Source organism: Mycobacterium sp. PTI7 (assembly GCF_056679845.1).
This window is the reverse complement of the sequence record NZ_CM155252.1, coordinates 1,139,067-1,157,188: the sequence shown is the minus strand read 5'-3', so window position 1 is coordinate 1,157,188 and position 18,122 is coordinate 1,139,067. Positions and strand designations below refer to the sequence as shown.

Below are 18,122 nucleotides of genomic sequence, written 5' to 3'. Positions count from 1 at the left end.
TGCCACCGGCTCAGACGAGGTCGACGACGTCGGCGATCGACTCGAACACGCGACTGGGCCGGAACGGATAGCGCTCGATGTCGCCGCGGGTCGTGGAGCCGGTGAGCACCAGGATGGTCTCGAGGCCGGCCTCGATGCCGGCGACCACGTCGGTGTCCATGCGGTCGCCGATCATCACGGTGTCCTCGGAATGGGCCTCGATGCGGTTCAGCGCGCTGCGGAACATCATGGGGTTGGGCTTGCCGACGAAGTAGGGTTCGCGGCCCGTGGCCTTGGTGATGAGCGCGGCGACCGACCCGGTGGCGGGCAGCGGCCCCTCGGCCGACGGGCCGCTGACGTCGGGGTTCGTGGCGATGAAGCGGGCGCCGCCGAGTATCAGGCGGATGGCCTTGGTGATGGCCTCGAACGAGTACGTGCGGGTCTCGCCGAGCACCACGAAGTCCGGGCCGACGTCGGTCAGCGTGTAGCCGACGTGATGCAGCGCCGTGGTCAGACCGGCCTCGCCGATCACGTAGGCCGAGCCGCCGGGCAGCTGGTCGTGCAGGAAGGCCGCGGTCGCCAGCGCGGACGTCCAGATCGCCTCCTCGGGGACGATCAGCCCCGAGCGCGCCAGCCGGGCCGCAAGGTCGCGCGGCGTGAAGATCGAGTTGTTGGTGAGCACCAGGAACGGCCGCTGCTTGTCGGTGAGGGTCTGCAGGAACTCGGCGGCCCCGGGCAGGGCGTGGTCCTCGCGGACCAGGACGCCGTCCATGTCGGTCAGCCAGCACTGCGGTGTGGTGCGCATGCGGTCCAGTGTGTCAGGTGGCGCGCCGGGTCAGCGGACGACGACCGTCGACGGTTCGCGCGGCGAGCCGAGTGCGTCGCGGTGCGACGGCGGCGTGCGGCCGCCCTCGTCGGTGATCCCGTACCGGGCGGCGAGCTCGGCGCCGATCAGCGCGCGTCCACTGAGATCGTGCAGGTCGGGATCCCGGTACAGCGCGTCGATGACGTAGCCGGTGAACTCGGGGGTCTCGGCGTGCTCGGCGGTGCGCGCCAGCGCGTCGGGATGGCCGTCGAAGGCGCGGCGGAACTTCTCGGTGAGCAGGATGCCCATCCAGATCGACGCCGTCGCCACCGAGGTCCCCCTGAAGTCGACGGCCATGTCGGCGGCCATCTTGTCGACGCCCGCCTTCTGGGCTCCGTACGCGGGGCCGTGCATGTAGCAGACCGCGCCCGGGGACGACGTGAACGCGACGAGCCCGCGTGCGCTGCCCAGCAGCAGGGGCGCCGCGTGCCAGGACGCCACGTAGGCGGACCGCAGCCCCACGTCCAGTACGTCGCCGAGGTGGCGCGGTTTCTCCCAGAACGGCGCTGCGCCGGTCAGTTCGTCGTCGATCGACGCGACGTTGTTGACCAGTAGATTCAGCGACCCGCACTCGTCGGCGACCCGGGCGAACAGCGCCGCGACCTGGTCGTCGTCGCGGTGGTCCACCGCCACTGGGATGCCACCGGCGCCGTCGTCCGCCGCGGAGCGGCCGGTGCGGTAGACCCGCCACCCCGATCGGAGCAAAGCGGTGGCGATGCCGAGTCCGGCGCCGCGGCTCGCACCGGTCACGACGGCCGTGCGTGGGGGATCGGCGGGCACGTCTACTCCGGCAGGCGGAGTTCGGGCTTCTCGACCTCTTCGATGTTGACGTCCTTGAACGTGATCACCCGGACCTGCTTGACGAAGCGGGCGGGCCGGTACATGTCCCACACCCAGGCGTCGGCGAGTCGCAGTTCGAAGTACACCTCGCCGTCGGCGTTGCGCGGCACCATCTCGACGCTGTTGGCGAGGTAAAACCGTCGCTCCGTCTCGACGACGTAGCTGAACTGCCCCACGATGTCCTTGTATTCGCGGTACAGCGAGAGTTCCATCTCGGTTTCGTACTTCTCGAGATCTTCGGCACTCATCGGTTCAGCGGTCCTCCGGTCGGTGTGCGATCCATCTTCCCTCAGCTCGTCTCGGCGTGCTGCGTCGGCTCCTCGAGGAGCGACGTGTCGTCCCATTCGAGATCACGATCACCCAGCGTGATCTCCGTGAACCCCGTCTTCTCCCCGTCGCTTCGCTCGCCCCAGGCACCCGCCCGGCGCACGTTGATGAACGACCGGCGGTGCTCGCTGCAGGGCCCCAGCTCCGCCATCGCGGCGGTGTGCGTCGGCGTGCTGTACCCCTTGTGCAGGGCGAACCCGTAGCCCGGGTGGGTCTCGTCCATCGCGACCATCAGCCGGTCGCGGCTCACCTTGGCCAGCACGCTCGCCGCGGCGATGCACGCGGCCGCGGCATCGCCGCCGATCACCGGCAGCGATGGCATCGGCAGGCCCGGCACCCGGAACCCGTCGCTCAGCACGTACCCGGGCCGCACCGGCAGGCCGGCCACCGCGCGGCGCATGCCCTCGATGTTGGCGACGTGGACCCCGCGCCGATCCACCTCGGTCGAGGGGATGAACACGACGTGGTAGGCCAGCGCGTAGCGACGGATCAGCGGGAAGAGCCGCTCCCGCTCGCGTTCCGTCAGCTTCTTGGAGTCGTCGAGCGCAGCAAGGCTCTCCAACCGGTTCGGCCCGAGTACGCACGCGGCGACCACCAGCGGTCCGGCGCAGGCGCCGCGGCCGACCTCGTCGACACCCGCGACGGGGCCGAGATTGCCTCGGTACAGCGCGGATTCGAGCGTGCGCAGGCCCGATGACTTGCGGATCACCGTGCGCGGGGGCCAGGTCAGAGCCACGGGACTCTCAGTGCGACGTCTGCGGGTTCACGCTGGAGACCCCGCCCCACCGTCCGGGCGGCCAGGCGATGAATCGCGCCTTGCCGATGACGTTGTCGACGGGGACCGTGCCCGACTCCGGATCGCCGGTGCACAGCAGTCCGCGCTGCGCGTCGGCGGGCAGGTTGGTGCAGTGCGCCCGCGAGTCGGCCGAGTGCGTGCGGTTGTCGCCCATGACCCACAGTCTGCCGTCGGGGACCGTCACCGGACCGAACTCGTTGCCGAGGCAGGGGTAGACGGCGGGGTCGGCCATCATCGTCGTCGGGTCGAGGTAGGGCTCGTCGAGCTTCTTGCCGTCGACCGTGAGACCGGTGTTGGCGCGGCACTCGACGGTCTGACCGCCGGTCGCGATGATCCGCTTCACCAGGTCGTTCTCGTCCGGTGGCACGAATCCGACGAACGACAGCGCGTCCTGGACCACCTTGAGAGCGGGATTGTCGGAGCGGATCGACTTGTAGCCGATGTTCCAGGCCGGCGGCCCCTTGAAGACCACCACGTCGCCGGGCTCCGGCGACGTGAAGCGGTAGGTCATCTTGTCGACCATGATGCGGTCGCCCACGCAGCCCGGGCATCCGTGCAGCGTCGGTTCCATCGACTCCGACGGGATGAGGTACGGCCGCGCGATGAACGTCAGCATCACGTAGTACAGGACGATCGCGATCGTCAGCAGGATCGCCGCTTCGCGGATCGCGCCGCGCTTCTTCTTCGGCGGCTCCGCCTCGGTCGCGTCGTCGGTCTCTGGCGCGTCGGCGGCGTCAGCGGGTCCGGTCACGCCAACAGAGTAATCACGGCGGCGATCACGGCACGGGACGCGAGGCGCTCGTGGGTCAGCGCTTTTCCTTGATCTTGGCCTTCTTGCCGCGCAGCTCGCGCAGGTAGTACAGCTTGGCGCGACGGACGTCACCGCGGGTCACGACGTCGAGGTGATCGATGTTGGGCGAGTGCACCGGGAAGGTGCGCTCGACGCCGACGCCGTAGCTCTCCTTGCGGACGGTGAAGGTCTCGCGGACCCCGCCACCCTGGCGACGCAGCACGACGCCCTTGAAGACCTGGATGCGCTCCTTGGAGCCCTCGATGACCTTGACGTGCACGTTGACGGTGTCACCGGGGCCGAAAGTCGGGATGTCGTCGCGTAGCGACGTCTGGTCGACGAAGTCCAGCGTGTTCATCGGAGACACTTCCTTAGCATGTGGGCGTCGGTGCGGGTCGCTGGTCGCGACTCGGACACCGGGCCGATCTCGTGTGTACGTGTGAGGTGTATCCCGCGGCAGACCATGGCCCGTGAGCGAACCGAGCCCCGCAACCTGCGCGGACAACTGCTCAATTGTGCCAGACCGCCCCCCGCCGAGCGAAATCGCGTCGTCGGGTCCGCCGGACGGCCCTCGGCCGGGACGCGTGCACCGCACCCAAAGGTTAGGCTGGCTGAGCAGAGGTGTCGGGTCGAGGCGCGTCGTTCGCCGACGCCGCACCCCGCTCACCCGATGGTACGAGGAGGGACTGTGTCTCGGCGGCGGTCGACGTCATCACTGATCACCGCGGCGGTGCTGTCCGCCGCGCTGACGGTCGTGTCGGGCTGCGGCGCACGGGACTACGGAGATCCCGGACCCGCCCCCGGCGCACCGCCGCAGCTGACCGTCGTCGCTCCGCTCGGCAGCAAGGCGCCGCTGCCGGAGGCTCCCCCGGATCAACCCGCAGCCACCTTCACCGGACTCGCGGATCGCGAGCGGCAGGCCACCGCCGACGCCTCGGCCGAGGGTGCCGACATCAGCGTCGCCGTGCTGGACCGCAACACCGGACAGCTGGTGACCAACGGGAACGGCTCCGCGATCGCGATCGCGTCGGTGGTGAAGCTCTTCATCGCCGACGACCTGCTGCTGCAGGTGTCCAAGGGCCAGACCCAGCTGTCCCCCGCCGACCGGCAGCTGCTCGACGTCATGCTGCGCTCGTCCGACGACAGTGCGGCCGAGACGTTCTGGAACCGCAGCGGCGGCAGCGCGATCATCAATCGGGTGGTCGCCCGCTACGGCCTCGAGTCCACCCGGCCACCGAACAATGGGCGGTGGTTCAACACGATCAGCACCACCACCGACCTCGTGCGCTACTACGACATGATGCTGGCAGGCACCGGCGGACTGCCGCCCGAGCAGTCCAGCATCATCCTGTCCAACCTCGCGAACTCCACCCCGACGGCCCCGGACGGCATGGTGCCCGGCGGCGTCTATCCGCAGCGCTTCGGCATCCCCGAGGGGCTGCCCGGCGACCGCGTCGCGGTGAAGCAGGGCTGGATGTGCTGCGTCGGCTCGGACTGGATGCACCTGTCCACCGGCGTCATCGGTCCCGACCGGCGGTACGTGATGGCGATCAGTTCGATGGAGCCCGCGGACGCCGACGAGGCGCGCGAGACCATCACCAAGGCCGTCCGGACGATCTTCCCCGAGGGGCGCGTCTAGTCGAGCAGGTCGGGCCTGCGGTGGCGGGTCCGCTCGAGGGACTGTTCGTGTCGCCAGGCCCGCACCTTCGCGTGGTCCCCGGACAGCAGCACGGCGGGCACCTCGAGGTCACGCCAGCGGACCGGCCGCGTGTAGCTCGGCCCCTCGAGCAGACCGTCGTTGTCCACCGAGTGCGAGTCCTCGCGGTGAGACGCCGGGTTGCCGATGACGTCGGGCAGCAGCCGGACGACGGCCTCGATCATCACGAGCGCCGCGGACTCCCCGCCGTTGAGCACGTAGTCGCCGATCGACACCTCCTCGACCCGCATCCGGCGGGCCGCGTCGTCGACGACCCGCTGGTCGATGCCCTCGTAGCGGCCGCACGCGAACACCAGGTGCGGCTCGGTGGTCCACCGCTGCGCGTCGGCCTGCCGGAACGGCCGCCCCGCCGGCGTGGGAACCACCAGAAGCGTCTCGGCAGAACAGATCTCGTCGAGCGCGTCACCCCAGACCGGCGCCTTCATCACCATGCCGGGCCCGCCGCCGTACGGGGAGTCGTCGACGGAGCGGTGCACGTCGTGCGTCCAGCGACGCAGATCGTGGACGCCGAGTTCGATGAGACCCGACTCGATGGCCCGGCCCGGCAGCGCCTGCCGTAGCGGTGCGAGGTAGTCGGGGAAGATGGTGACGACGTCGATCCGCACGTCGCTCCTAGAGGTCTTCGATGTTCAGCAGACCGTCCGGCGGGTCGATGACGACGGTCTGATCCGACAGCGACACCGACGTGACGATGGCGCCGACGAACGGCACCAGGATCTCGGCGCCGGCCTCCGTGGTCACCGACAGCAGCTCCCCCGCGGCCGTGTGCAGCACCTCGGCCACCGTCCCGACGGCGTCACCGGCGACGGTCCGGACCCGCAGCCCCTCGAGCTGGTGGTCGTAGAACTCGTCGGGGTCGTCGATCGGAGGCAGGGTGCCGGAGTCGACGAGGAACAGCGTGCCGCGCAGGGCGTCGGCGGCGTTGCGGTCGGCGACGCCCTCGAGCCGGACGAGGAGACGGCCCGCGTGATCGCGCACCGACTCGATCACGAACTCGCGCTCGGGCCCGGTGCGACCGACTTTGCCGCGCAACGTACTTCCGGCGGTGAAGCGGGAGTCCGGGTCGTCGGTGCGGACGTCGACGACGACCTCACCGGTGACGCCGTGCGCCTTCGCGACCCGCCCGACGACGAGGTCCACAGACGTGCCGAACCTACTGGTCGGTGTCGACCACGTCGACGCGGATGCCGCGGCCACCGATGCCGGCGACCAGCGTGCGCAGCGCCGTGGCGGTCCGGCCGCCGCGACCGATCACCTTGCCCAGATCGTCGGGGTGCACGTGCACCTCGACGGTCCGGCCGCGGCGGTTGGTCACCAGGTCGACGCGGACGTCGTCCGGGTTGTCGACGATTCCGCGCACCAGGTGCTCGACGGCGTCGACGACGACCGTGCTCATTCGGCGGCGGGCGCGTCGGTCTCGGCGGGCGCGATCTCCGCGGCGTCGGCGGCGGCCTCGGGCGTCTCGCCCGCGGTGACCGGGGCGTCGCCCTCGGCGGCGTCGGCCTTCTTGGCGGGCGCCTTCTTCTTCTTCAGCGTGGTGGCGTCACCGGTCGGCGCGTCGTCGGCGGCGGCCAGGGCCGCGTTGAACAGGTCCAGCTTCGACGGCTTGGGCTCCTTGACCCGCAGCGTGCCCTCGGCACCGGGCAGGCCCTTGAACTTCTGCCAGTCGCCGGTGATCTTCAGCAGGGCGAGGACGGGCTCGGTGGGCTGCGCGCCGACGCTCAGCCAGTACTGCGCGCGCTCGGAGTCGATCTCGATGAGGCTCGGCTCTTCCTTCGGCTGGTACTTGCCGATGACCTCGATGGCGCGACCGTCGCGACGGTTGCGCGCATCGGCGACCGAGATGCGGTACTGGGGGTTGCGGATCTTGCCGAAGCGGGCGAGCTTGATCTTGACAGCCATGTCGAACTACTTCTCCTGTGCTTGCCGCGCTTGCAATTCAGCGACTCGAGCAGGTTGCCCGGTCCGGTTTTGCACTGCGCGTGTGACCGCCGCGCGGCTCATCGAGCGATTGGCTCGAACCGTGTCGCGGGGCAGACAGCCGCCCATTGTGCCAGAACGTCGTGGTCGGACGGAAATCGCCGGTCGGTCGGCTAGACGACCTTGTCGAAGCACTTGGTCTCGACGCGACGGGTCATCCGCCAGCCGTCCGCGGTCCGCGCGAACTCGTCGTCGTACCAGAGTCCGCAGAACATGATCTGCCCACCCGCATCCGGTGAGCCACCCAACACCATGGGGTTGAAGCACAGGATCCGCGACGTCGCGGTGTCCCCCGTGATCTTCACGTCGAAGTTGCCGATCAGGTGCGAGTACGCCGGGAAGTTGGGCAGCACGTCGGCCAGCCACTTCTTGACGTCGGGAAACGGGCCGTCGATGCCGCCCATCGCCCGGTAGTCGATGTAGGCGTCCGGGGTGAAGACGCGGTCGAGGTCGTCGAACCGGCGGGTGTCGATCGCCGTCGAGTAGTCGACCAGCAACTGCTGGATTTCGAGGCGGTCGGAGATCTCTTCGAGGCTCAGCACGCCACCAGTTGTACCGCCGGGCCCGCACCCCCGGCAGGTGAATGCGCGAGCGGCTCCGGCGGCCTAGGCCTGCGGCCCCTCGGCAGGCGGCCAGTGCTCGCCGAGCGACGCGTGCCCGGGCTCGGTGTGGTCGCCGCGGGACAGCGGCACCCACTGCTCGCTCGGCGCCGGCTGCCGCGACGACGGGAAGTCGCGCAGCTTGCCGGTGGGCTGGGCGTCCCACTTGGCGAACGTCAGCGGCGTCTGCATCCAGCAGTTCAGCAGGTTGTAGGTGGCCTCGAGCGAGTCCAGGTGCGTCCGCTCCCAGCCGTGGCTGCCGTCGAGCCCGAAGCCGACGAGTGCGGCACGGGTACCGGCACCGGCCTCGATCGCGGCGGCGGCATCGGAGCGGTAGTAGCGGAAGACGTCCCGCGCATACGGGATCTCGTGCTCGTCGGCGATCCGGCAGAGCTTGCGGGTGAGGTGGTAGTCGAACGGGCCGTGCAGGTCGGCCATCGGGATGGTCACGCCGTCCTCGATGGAGTGCTGCCCGGGCGCGCACACCGCGTTGTCGACCGAGATGAGCTCGGCGACGTCGGGCGGCAGGCCGTGGCTCGCACCGTGACCGACCTCCTCGGTGATGGTCACCATGATCGTGGTGCGGTGCGGCAGCACCAACTTCTTCTCGGTGACGCACTTCGCGAGCGCCAACGCGACGGCCACGCCCGCCTTGCCGTCGAGGTGCCGCGAGACGACGAAGCCGTCCTCGGTGAGTTCGGGGCTGGTGATGAACGCGACGAAGTCGCCGACGTGGAGGCCGAGCCTCTCGAGGTCGGCGCGCGAGGACACCTTGCGGTCGACCCGCACCTCGACGTGCTCCCAGTCGGTCGGCTGCGTGTCGATCTCGTCGCCGAACGCATGCCCACTGGCCTTGAGCGGCATGATCGTTCCGGTGATGAACGACTCGGGGTCGTCGGAGAAGATGCGCACGCGTGCGCCTGCGGCGAAGCGGGCGGAGAACGTGCCCACCGGGATCAGCTCGAGGCGGCCGTTGTCCTTCAGCTCGCGCACCATGCAGCCGATCGTGTCGGCGTGCACCACGATCGCCCGGTCGATGGTGTCCGACTCACCGGGCAACTCGGCGTTCAGCGCGCCGCGCCGGGTGAGCGTGAACGGCACGCCCATCTCGTCGAGGATGTCACCGATCAGCTGCATGACGGCGTCGGTGCGTCCCGACGGGCTGGGCGTCTGCAGCAGCGCGAGCAACGTGTCGACCATCCACGCGCGGTCATCCGCGGGCATGGCGGCGATTTCGGGCACAGTGCCTCCCTCTTCTTCTCAGAGAACCGTGACGTTACCCGTGCCCGGTCAGTTCTGATCCACCGGTCCGGGTTGCCACGCCCACGGGGTCGCAGCGGTGCGGGGGAACAGCAGGTCGACGAAAGCCTGTGCGGTGGGCCGAGGTTCGTGGTTGGCCAGGCCGGGTCGCTCGTTGGCCTCGATGAAGACGTACTCCTCCCCCTGCACCGACGGGACCATGAGGTCGATGCCGGTGACGGGGATGCCGATCGCGTCGGCAGCCTCCACCGCCACCTTGGCGAGCACGGGGTGGAGGTCGTCGGTGACGTCCCGGATGGTGCCACCGGTGTGCAGGTTGGCGGTGTGGCGAACCACCAGACGCTCGTTGGTCGGCAGGACGTCGTCGAGTTCCCACCCCCCGTCCCGGACGGTGTCCTCGGTGAGCGCGTCGACCGGGATGACGGACTCGCCGTGGGTGGCCGCGGCCCGTCGTCGACTCTGGGCCTCGACGAGCTGGCGGATGGTGTGCTTGCCGCTGCCCACCACCTCGGGGGGCCGCCGGATGGCGGCGGCGATGACCTTGCCGTTGATGACGACCAAGCGCAGATCCTCACCCTCGCAACGCTCTTCGACGATGACGTCGGGACAGTGCTTGGCGGCCCACGCCAGCGCGCGGTCCAGATCGTCGCGTGCGCTCACGCCGACGGTGATGCCGGCGCCCTGCTCGCCCCTGGCGGGCTTGACCACCACCGAGCCGACCTCGGCCATGAAGGCGTAGTCCTCGTCGTCGAACGTCGCCGTGCGTCCGAGCGGCACCCGGATGCCGGCGTCCGAGACCACCTTGCGGGCGACCCGCTTGTCGTCGCAGCGGCTCATGGCGACCGCATTGGTCAACTCGGACAAGGACTCCCGCGTGACGATGCTGGTACCGCCGTGCGTGAGACGCAGGTAGCCGCCCTTGCCGTCGAGCACCTCGACGGCGATCCCGCGCATGATGGCCTCGTCGGCGATGATGCGGGCGTAGGGGTTGAGTTCGGCGAGCCCCTCCCCCTCCTGGACGGGCGCGAACAGCTTCTCGTTGATCGCGTTCTTGCGCTTGATGCCGAGTGCGGGCACCCGCTCGAATCCCATCCGCTCGTACAGCGCGATGGCGCCCTCGTTGTCATGCAGCACCGACAGGTCCATCTGTGCGCGGCCGCGCTTCACGAACTCCTCGACCAGCGACCGGACGAGCAGGCCGCCGACACCGGGCCGGGAGATCGTCGGGTCGACGGCCAGGCACCACAGGCTCGACCCGTTCTCCTCGTCGGCGAACAGGTCGGCGTGGTCGATCCCGGTGACCGTGCCGACCACGGCACCGGTCTCGTCGTCGGTGGCCACCAGGTAGATCATGTGCGGCTCGGAGTGGCTGTTGTTCCACATCAGGTCCACGTCGGCGGGCACCATCCGGCACTGCACGTAGATGTGGTTGATCGCCGCGCAGTCCTCCTTGCTCTGGACCGTCCGCACGGACAGGCCCGGGACGTCCGGCGGACGGAACTCGCCGGGCCGCTCGAAGGTCAACCGGTAGGTGAAGCTCGGGTCGATGAAGAACTCGTGGGGGTGCAGGGCGACGAAGACGTGCGGGGCATCGAGGTACATCCCTATGTCACGGCGCCCGCTGGCCTCCGCGCGCAAGGCGTTGCCGAACTGGTCGGGGTCGGAGAAGGTCTGCCCGAAGACCAGCCGCCCCCAGCCGAGGTCCTGGACGACGCCCTGTTCGGCGTCGTCGTCGGACCCGCCCCGCGACGCCACGGTCAGGACACCCCGTCGACGTGGCGCGCCAACCACAGCTCCAGGAGGCCCAGCTGCCACAGCGGGTTCCCTCGCAGCGGGGTGAGGTTCCCGTTGGGATCGGCGAGCATGTCGTCGACGGCGCCGGTGGTGAACAGGTCGCGCGACCGCGCCGCGTCGCTGTGCAGGGCGTCGCGGACCAGGTCCAGGTAGGGCCCGGCCAGGTGCTTGAGGGCCGGCACCGGGAAGTAGCCCTTGGGCCGGTCGATCACCTCCGACGGGATCACCTTGCGGGCGGCCTCCTTCAGCACGCCCTTGCCGTCGAAGGCGGTCTTCAGCTCGGGCGGGCAGGTGGCCGCCAACTCGACGAGTTCGTGGTCGAGGAACGGCACGCGGCCCTCCAGGCCCCACGCCATCGTCATGTTGTCGACGCGCTTCACCGGATCGTCGACCAGCATGACGGTGGTGTCCAGGCGCAGCGCCCGGTCGGTCGCGGTTCCCGCGCCGGGGTGCGAGAAGTGCTGCAGCGCATAGTCACCCGATACGTCGTCGTCGAGACGCCACTGCGGCTGCAGCAGCCGGTTGACCGCCGCGTGGTCGCGGTCGAAGAACGCGGTGCGGTAGCGGGACAGGGCGTCCGCGGGATCGTCGTCGCGGGCGTGGGCCATCGGCGGGTACCAGTGGTAGCCGGCGAAGATCTCGTCGGCGCCCTGGCCGGACTGCACCACCTTGACGTGCTTGCTGACCTCTTCGGACAGCAGGTAGAACGCCACGCAGTCGTGGCTGACCATGGGCTCTGCCATCGCGCCGATCGCCCCGGTCAGCGACGGCAGCATGCGCGCGGTGTCGATCCTGATCTGGTGGTGGTCGGTGTCGAAGTGCCGGGCGATCACGTCGGAGTACTTGAACTCGTCGCCCTCCTCGCCGCCGGCGGCCTCGAAGCCGATCGAGAACGTCTGCAGGCCGTGCTGGCCGGCTTCGGCGAGCAGACCGACGATCAGGCTGGAGTCGAGCCCGCCCGACAGCAGACAGCCCACCGGCACGTCGGCGACGAGGCGACGCTCGACGGCCGTGCGCAGCGATGCGAGGATCGCGTCCTGCCAGTCACGCTCGGACCAGCCGGCCCGCTCCTCGGAGCGCTCGAACATCGGCTCCCAGTAGGTCTTCTCGCTGCGCGAGCCGTCGGGCTCGATGCGCATGAGCGTGCCGGGCGGCAGCTTGCGCACGCCCTTGAGGATGGTGTGTGGCGGGGGCACCACCGAGTGGAAGCTCAGATAGTGATGCAGCGCAACGGGATCGAGGTCGGTGTCGACGCCGCCGGCGGCGACCAGCGCGGGCAGTGACGAGGCGAAGCGCAGTGCGCCGGTGCCGTTGCCCTCCGACACCTCCGACCAGTAGAGCGGCTTGATGCCCAGCCGGTCGCGCGCGAGAAGCACCCGGCCGCTGTCGGTCTCGGTGACCGCGAACGCGAACATGCCGAACAGGTGGTCGACGACGCGCTCACCCCACTCCTTATAGCCCTTGAGGACCACCTCGGTGTCGCTGTGGGAGAAGAAGCGGTATCCCTTGCCGAGGAGTTCGCGGCGCAGCTCGGGATAGTTGTAGATGCAGCCGTTGAACGCGACGGTGAGGCCGAGTTCCGGATCGTGCATGGGCTGGTGGCCGTGGCTGGACAGGTCGATGATCGCGAGTCGGCGGTGACCCATCGCGATGCCGTCGTTCGACCACATGCCCGAGCTGTCCGGACCGCGCGGGACCATGGCGTCGGTCATGGCGGCGACGGCCGCGAGATTGGCCGCGCGCCCCCTGGCGATCTCGCCGGCGATGCCGCACATGAACTGGTCCACCTCTCGTCATGGGGCGACGGAGTGCAATGACGTCCTCGATCAAGATCGTCACCCGCGCCGCACGAATAGCCCCTGATTCATGCCACCAAACACGACGGTCGTCACACCCGGGCGGCCGGGATAGGCTCCTGTGCCCATGGGCAAGTATGCGACCGCGCTCCTCGGCTGTCTTGTCGGCGTCGGCCTCGTGCTGGCACCGGTGACGTCCGCCGACGTCGACGTGGCACCCGTCGGAGCCGTCCCGATCGCGGACGGACCGGCACCCGCGTGGATCCTCGCCGACATGGACACCGGACAGATCCTCGCTGGTCGCGACCAGTACGTGACGCATGCACCGGCCAGCACGATCAAGACGCTGCTCGCGCTGGTAGCCCTCGACGAACTGCCGCTCGACGCCACCGTGGTCGCCGATGCCCACGACACCGACGTGGAGTGCAATTGCGCGGGCGTCGAGGCCGGCCGCACCTACACCACCCGGGAACTGCTCGACGGGCTGCTGCTGGTCTCGGGCAACGACGCCGCCAACACCCTGGCGCACATGCTGGGGGGAACCGACGCCGCGGTGGCGAAGATGAACGCGAAGGCCGCGGCGCTGGGGGCAGCGGCGACGCGGGCGGGATCGCCGTCCGGACTCAACGGTCCCGGCATCGACGGCTACACGACACCGCACGACCTGGCGCTGATCTTCCGGTCCGCACTCGCCAACCCCGCGTTCGCCGCGATCACCGGTTCGCCGAACGCGCCGTTCCCCGGCAAGGCCGGCCCCGTCACGCTGGTCAACCAGAACGAGATGCTGTTCCGCTATCCCGGCATGATCGGCGGCAAGACCGGTTTCACCGACGTGGCACGCAAGACCTTCGTCGGCGCGGCTCAGCGGGACGGCCGCCGCCTGGTGGTCGCGATGATGTTCGGCCTGGTGAAGGAGGGCGGACCCACGTACTGGGATCAGGCCACCAGCCTGTTGGACTGGGGCTTCGCGCAGAACCGATCGGCGAGCATCGGCGTCCTCTAGCGACCCGAGACCTGACGGAGACCCGAACGAGTCCTGGGATCCGTAGCGTCGGCGACCGTGCCGGCCCGCGATCGACGAGAGCATCGCGGGCGACTCCTGACGGCGGCGGCGCTCGCGCTGACCCTCACCGTGCTCTGCGCCACCGCCGCCGCATCGGCGCAGCCCGCCGTCGAGCCCGCCGCGGCCATCGCCGACGGTCCCGCCAAGGCCTGGCTGGTCGCCGACCTGGACACCGGCGCCGTGCTGGCGGCCAAGGACCCAAACGGCTCGTACGCACCGGCGAGCACCATCAAGGTGCTGCTCGCGATGGTCGTGGTCGACAATCTCAAGCCCGGCGACTTCGCCCGCGCGAACGCCTCCCACGGCCGGGTCGAGTGCTCGTGCGTCGGCCTCACCCCCGGGCAGCCGTACACCACCCGCCAACTGCTCGAGGCGCTGCTGATGGTCTCGGGCAACGACGCGGCCACGATGCTGGCCGACATGCTCGGCGGCCAGCGGGTCGCGGTCGCGGCGATGAACCGCAAGGCCGCCGCCCTGGGCGCCCGCAGCACGCGCGCGTCGTCGCCCTCGGGCCTCGATGGGCCCGGCTGGGAGTCGGTCACGACACCTCGCGACCTCGCGGCGATGTTTCGCGCGGCGCTGGGCTATCCGTTGATCGCGCAGATCCTGCGTCAGCCGTCGGCCGCGTTTCCCGGCAAGACCATCAGCGCCCAGAACGAACTGCTCAGCCGGTACCCCGGGGACCTCGGCGGCAAGACCGGGTTCACCAACCTGGCCCGCAAGACCTACGTCGGCGCCGCACAGCGCGGGAACCGCCGCCTCGTCGTGGTGCAGATGTACGGGACGGGTGATCTGTACGGCCAGGCGACCGACCTGCTCGACTGGGGATTCGCCCAGGCCTGAGGAGCCCCGGCGGCGGACGCGTCAGCCGCGATCGGTACCGAGTTCGGCGAACGCCCGCACCGGGAAGGTGCCGAACCCCTCGATGGCGGGCGGCGCGGCGGTGAACCGGGCGCCCCGCGGTGGCACGGCGCCGAGATTGGCGAGGTGCTCGACCACGTGGACCCCCGCGCCGAGCAGCAGGGTGTGGGCGGGCCGTTCGCCGCCGGATTCGGTGTCGTCGATGTTCACCGAGTCGATGCCCACCAGGACCGCGCCGGCGTCGATCAGGTACTGGGCGCCCTCTCCCGTCAGGAACGGCGCTCCCCTGCCGTAGTCCTCGGTGCCGAACAGCCGGTCCCATCCGGTGTGCAGGAGCACCGCCGCACCGCGGACGTCGCGGTCCGCGAACGTCTCGGCCGCGATGCCGCGCCGGTCGGCGGTCCAGGCGTCGGTGAGGTGGAAGACCTCGGCGGGCAGGCCGACCAGCGTCGCCAGGTCGAGGCCCGCGAGATCCGGGCCGTCGGCGTACCGGTGGAACGGCGAATCGAGGTACGTGCCGGTGTTGCCGATCATCGTGATGACGTCCATCGCGAACTCGGTGCCGGGCGCGTACCTACTCCTCGAGTCCGCACGGGTCAGATGCGGGGTGATCACCGGCGCGGGCAGACCGGGGTAGGTGATCAGGCCGGCCCGGATCGGGTGGCTGAGGTCGACGACCCGTCGCCCGGTCGCGGCGTCCTCGGGCGGGGTGTGGGCACGTTCGTTCGACATGTCGACGAGCGTAGGGAACCGGTGGCGGCGGAGGGAGGCCACCACGGCAGCCGCGACGCAACTAAGGTCACCCTAAGTTCGAGCACCCAGGAGGCGACCGTGACCGACCAGCGCGACTTCTCACTGATCGTCGCCTACGGCACCGACATGGGGAACTCGGAGGACGCCGCGATGACGCTCGCCGAGGGCGCCACGGCGGCGGGCATCCCGGCCGAGGCCGTCGAACTCAACCAGGTCGACGTCGCCGACCTCGCGACCGCCACCCACTTCGTGGTCGTGTGTTCGACGTTCGGCGAGGGCGAGTTCCCCGACAACGCCCTGCTGTTCTGGGAGGCGCTCGCCGCGGACGACGCCGAACGCCTCGAGCACCTCGGCTTCGCCGTACTGGCCCTGGGTGACACCTCCTACGAGTTGTTCTGCAATGCAGGCAAATTGCTCGACGAGCGGCTCGAGGCGCTGGGCGCCACGCGCCTCGTCGACCGCGTGGACGTCGACGGCTTCTACGAACAACCCGCCGCGGCGTTCACGACCGACGTGGTCAAGCAGCTGCAGGCTGCGCAGTCCGGGCCCTCCCCCGCGGCTGCCGTCGTCGACGCCGGACCGTCGACCCGCGACCGGCACCTCCCCGTCGACGCCCGCCTGTCGGTGAACCGGCTGCTGAACTCCCCGGACTCCGACAAGGAGGTCCGCCACTACGAGGTGGACGTGGCGGGACTCGGAATCGCCTATGAGGCCGGTGATTCGCTCGCCGTCCACGCGACCAACGACCCCGCCCTGGTGGAGCTGCTGCTCGCGGCGCTGGGGGTCGGACGCGACGACACCGTTCCCGGGCACGACGAACCTCTGGGGGTGCTGCTCACCGAGCGGCTGGAGATCCGCACGCCGTCGCGGGCGCTGCAGGACGTGGCGGGCATCGCCGGCTACGGCGAGGACGTCCTCGACCTGGTGCTGCGCGGCGGACTGACGGCGGAGCAGGTCGTCGATTGCCTGCGGCCCCTACAGTTTCGGGACTACTCCATCGCGTCGAGCCCGCTCGCGCACCCCGATCACGTCCACCTGACCGTGGCCACCGTGCGGTACGCGGCCGCCGACCGCAGACACGGTGGCGTGGCGTCCACGTTCCTCGCCGAGCGGGGCGAGACGCTGCGCGTGCACCTGCGGCCCAACCACCAGTTCCGGCTGCCCGCCGACGACGTCCCGATCATCATGATCGGCCCGGGCACCGGCATCGCCCCGTTCCGCGCCTTCCTGCAGCATCGACGGGCCACCGGGGCGCGCGGGCGCTCCTGGTTGTTCTTCGGCGACCGGCGGCGCAGCACCGACTTCCTCTACGGCGAGGAGCTGAAGGCGTTCTCGGCCGCCGGCACGCTCACCCGGCTGGACCTCGCGTTCTCCCGCGACGGCGCCGACGGTGACCCGAAGACGTACGTGCAGCACCGGATGTCCGAGCACGCGGACGAGTTGTTCGGGTGGCTGAGCGACGGCGCACACGTGTACGTGTGCGGGGACGAGAAGCGGATGGCGAAGGACGTCGACGCCACGTTGCGCGACGTCGTCGGCAGGCACGTCGGTGCCGGCGCCGCCCATGCCTACGTCAACGACCTCATCCGGTCGCACCGCTACGTGCGTGACGTGTACTAGCCGAACACCTTGCCGCGCAGCATGATCAGCGCCGGATGGTCGAGGACGCCACCGCGGCGCGGGTCGTCGGCGTAGCACACCAGGTCGGCGGACGCGCCGTGCTCCAGGGCCGGCCTGCCGAGCCACCGCCGGGCGTCCCAGCACGCGGCGCCCAGCGCCTCGGTGGGGGTCAGACCGACGCCGCGCAGCGCCTGGACCTCGTCGGCGATGCGGCCGTGCGCGATCATGCCGCCGGCGTCGGTCCCCGCGAAGACCGGCACGCCGGCGTCGTGCGCGGCGGCCACCCGCTGGTGGCAGGTCGCGTACAGGTCGCGCATGTGCTTCGCGTAGGTCGGGTACTTCGCTGCGCCGTCGGCGATCCCGGGAAAGTTGTCGATGTTGATCAGCGTCGGGACCAGTGCCGTGCCGTGCTCGAGCATCAGCGGGATCACGTCGTCGGTGATGCCGGTACCGTGCTCGATGCAGTCGATGCCCGCCCCGATCAGGCCGGGCAGAGCGTCCTCACCGAACACGTGCGCCGTCACACGCGCGCCCTCCGCGTGGGCCGCGTCGATGGCGGCCTTCAGGACGCCGTCGGACCACAGCGGCGCGAGATCGCCTGCGCTGCGGTCGATCCAGTCACCGACCAGCTTGACCCAGCCGTCCCCGAGCCGGGCCTGCCGGGCGACGGCCTCGGGCAGCAGCGACTCGTCCTCGAGGTCGATCGGCACACCGGGCAGGTAGCGCTTGGGCCGCGCGATGTGTCGGCCGGCGCGGATGATGCGCGGCAGGTCGTCGCGGTCGTCGAGGCTGCGGGTGTCCACGGGTGAGCCGGCGTCGCGCAGCAGGAGTGCGCCGCGGTCGCGTTCGGTCCTGGCCTGGTCGACGGCCTCGTCGAACTCGACGGCGCCGCCGGGACCGAGCCCCACGTGGCAGTGGGCGTCGACCAACCCCGGGATGATCCAGCCGTCGTCCCCGTCGGCGCCGAACACCGTCTCCGCGTGGGCGATCGGGTCGGCGCTCAGGACGCCGTCGTGGATCCACCACTGCACGGGCTCACCGTCGGGGAGACCCCGACCGCGGACGTGCAGCGCAGTCATCGC

Annotated in this window: 20 protein-coding genes; 4 read left to right on the top strand and 16 right to left on the bottom strand. The window is 70.3% G+C overall.

From position 1 onward, the window contains the following. Positions 1 to 10: 10 nt before the first annotated feature. The 6 genes from AC1MEY_RS05610 to rplS are packed head-to-tail and all read right to left on the bottom strand — an operon-like array spanning position 11 to position 3,955. Positions 11 to 784 carry an HAD-IIA family hydrolase gene (locus AC1MEY_RS05610; protein WP_480229718.1) on the bottom strand — a complete coding sequence of 258 codons (774 nt, stop codon included), beginning with the start codon at positions 782 to 784 and terminating at the stop codon, positions 11 to 13. A gap of 30 nt (positions 785 to 814) precedes the next feature. Then, positions 815 to 1,624, bottom strand: a complete 810-nt coding sequence (locus AC1MEY_RS05605) for an SDR family NAD(P)-dependent oxidoreductase (protein ID WP_480229717.1) — start codon at positions 1,622 to 1,624, stop codon at positions 815 to 817. A 2-nt stretch (positions 1,625 to 1,626) separates the two neighbouring features. Then, positions 1,627 to 1,932: a DUF2469 domain-containing protein gene (locus AC1MEY_RS05600; protein ID WP_066983311.1), complete on the bottom strand. Its 306-nt coding sequence runs from the start codon at positions 1,930 to 1,932 to the stop codon at positions 1,627 to 1,629. A gap of 41 nt (positions 1,933 to 1,973) precedes the next feature. Then, complete coding sequence (locus AC1MEY_RS05595) at positions 1,974 to 2,747, bottom strand: ribonuclease HII (RefSeq protein WP_480229716.1); 774 nt, start codon at positions 2,745 to 2,747, stop codon at positions 1,974 to 1,976. Between the two features lie 7 nt (positions 2,748 to 2,754). Beyond that, a complete protein-coding gene (lepB, locus tag AC1MEY_RS05590) occupies positions 2,755 to 3,558 on the bottom strand; it encodes a signal peptidase I (protein WP_480229715.1) in 804 nt (267 codons plus the stop codon). Between the two features lie 55 nt (positions 3,559 to 3,613). Next, on the bottom strand, positions 3,614 to 3,955 hold the full coding sequence (gene rplS / locus AC1MEY_RS05585; protein WP_163798073.1) for a 50S ribosomal protein L19: 342 nt from the start codon (positions 3,953 to 3,955) through the stop codon (positions 3,614 to 3,616). Positions 3,956 to 4,267: 312 nt separating this feature from the next. On the opposite strand from rplS, the gene AC1MEY_RS05580 reads away from it, so the two are divergent. Further along, a complete protein-coding gene (locus AC1MEY_RS05580) occupies positions 4,268 to 5,236 on the top strand; it encodes a serine hydrolase (RefSeq protein ID WP_480229714.1) in 969 nt (322 codons plus the stop codon). On the opposite strand, the gene trmD is transcribed toward AC1MEY_RS05580, so the two are convergent. From trmD to AC1MEY_RS05540, 8 genes are all read right to left on the bottom strand, one after another. Next, on the bottom strand, positions 5,233 to 5,919 hold the full coding sequence (gene trmD / locus AC1MEY_RS05575) for a tRNA (guanosine(37)-N1)-methyltransferase TrmD (protein WP_480229713.1): 687 nt from the start codon (positions 5,917 to 5,919) through the stop codon (positions 5,233 to 5,235). The genes AC1MEY_RS05580 and trmD overlap by 4 nt on opposite strands. 7 nt (positions 5,920 to 5,926) lie before the next feature. Beyond that, positions 5,927 to 6,454: a ribosome maturation factor RimM gene (gene rimM, locus AC1MEY_RS05570; protein WP_480229712.1), complete on the bottom strand. Its 528-nt coding sequence runs from the start codon at positions 6,452 to 6,454 to the stop codon at positions 5,927 to 5,929. A 13-nt stretch (positions 6,455 to 6,467) separates the two neighbouring features. Next, positions 6,468 to 6,710 carry an RNA-binding protein gene (locus AC1MEY_RS05565; RefSeq protein ID WP_056548932.1) on the bottom strand — a complete coding sequence of 81 codons (243 nt, stop codon included), beginning with the start codon at positions 6,708 to 6,710 and terminating at the stop codon, positions 6,468 to 6,470. Continuing rightward, complete coding sequence (gene rpsP / locus AC1MEY_RS05560) at positions 6,707 to 7,216, bottom strand: 30S ribosomal protein S16 (RefSeq protein WP_480229711.1); 510 nt, start codon at positions 7,214 to 7,216, stop codon at positions 6,707 to 6,709. The genes AC1MEY_RS05565 and rpsP overlap by 4 nt, the downstream gene beginning before the upstream one ends. A 191-nt stretch (positions 7,217 to 7,407) precedes the next feature. After that, the gene (locus AC1MEY_RS05555; RefSeq protein WP_480229710.1) at positions 7,408 to 7,836 is read right to left on the bottom strand and encodes a nuclear transport factor 2 family protein; all 429 of its coding nucleotides are present in this window, start codon (positions 7,834 to 7,836) and stop codon (positions 7,408 to 7,410) included. A 63-nt stretch (positions 7,837 to 7,899) separates the two neighbouring features. After that, on the bottom strand, positions 7,900 to 9,135 hold the full coding sequence (locus tag AC1MEY_RS05550) for an osmoprotectant NAGGN system M42 family peptidase (protein WP_480229709.1): 1,236 nt from the start codon (positions 9,133 to 9,135) through the stop codon (positions 7,900 to 7,902). A gap of 48 nt (positions 9,136 to 9,183) precedes the next feature. Then, on the bottom strand, positions 9,184 to 10,908 hold the full coding sequence (gene ngg, locus AC1MEY_RS05545) for an N-acetylglutaminylglutamine synthetase (RefSeq protein ID WP_480229708.1): 1,725 nt from the start codon (positions 10,906 to 10,908) through the stop codon (positions 9,184 to 9,186). A 2-nt stretch (positions 10,909 to 10,910) separates the two neighbouring features. Further along, positions 10,911 to 12,722, bottom strand: coding sequence for an N-acetylglutaminylglutamine amidotransferase (locus AC1MEY_RS05540; protein WP_480231315.1), 1,812 nt, complete (start codon positions 12,720 to 12,722; stop codon positions 10,911 to 10,913). A gap of 148 nt (positions 12,723 to 12,870) precedes the next feature. Between AC1MEY_RS05540 and AC1MEY_RS05535 the strand changes: the two genes are divergently transcribed. Together AC1MEY_RS05535 and AC1MEY_RS05530 are read left to right on the top strand one after the other, a co-directional pair. Continuing rightward, positions 12,871 to 13,746: a D-alanyl-D-alanine carboxypeptidase family protein gene (locus tag AC1MEY_RS05535; RefSeq protein WP_480229707.1), complete on the top strand. Its 876-nt coding sequence runs from the start codon at positions 12,871 to 12,873 to the stop codon at positions 13,744 to 13,746. A gap of 57 nt (positions 13,747 to 13,803) precedes the next feature. After that, the gene (locus AC1MEY_RS05530) at positions 13,804 to 14,649 is read left to right on the top strand and encodes a D-alanyl-D-alanine carboxypeptidase family protein (protein ID WP_480229706.1); all 846 of its coding nucleotides are present in this window, start codon (positions 13,804 to 13,806) and stop codon (positions 14,647 to 14,649) included. A 21-nt stretch (positions 14,650 to 14,670) separates the two neighbouring features. Here AC1MEY_RS05530 and AC1MEY_RS05525 read toward each other — a convergent pair whose 3' ends face one another. Further along, positions 14,671 to 15,399, bottom strand: a complete 729-nt coding sequence (locus AC1MEY_RS05525; protein ID WP_480229705.1) for a cyclase family protein — start codon at positions 15,397 to 15,399, stop codon at positions 14,671 to 14,673. Between the two features lie 99 nt (positions 15,400 to 15,498). On the opposite strand from AC1MEY_RS05525, the gene AC1MEY_RS05520 reads away from it, so the two are divergent. Next, positions 15,499 to 17,040 (top strand): diflavin oxidoreductase, encoded by a 1,542-nt coding sequence (locus AC1MEY_RS05520; protein ID WP_480229704.1) that lies wholly within the window; start codon positions 15,499 to 15,501, stop codon positions 17,038 to 17,040. Here the strand turns inward: AC1MEY_RS05520 and AC1MEY_RS05515 are convergent. Next, positions 17,037 to 18,119: an amidohydrolase family protein gene (locus tag AC1MEY_RS05515; RefSeq protein WP_480229703.1), complete on the bottom strand. Its 1,083-nt coding sequence runs from the start codon at positions 18,117 to 18,119 to the stop codon at positions 17,037 to 17,039. The genes AC1MEY_RS05520 and AC1MEY_RS05515 overlap by 4 nt on opposite strands. Positions 18,120 to 18,122: the final 3 nt, after the last annotated feature.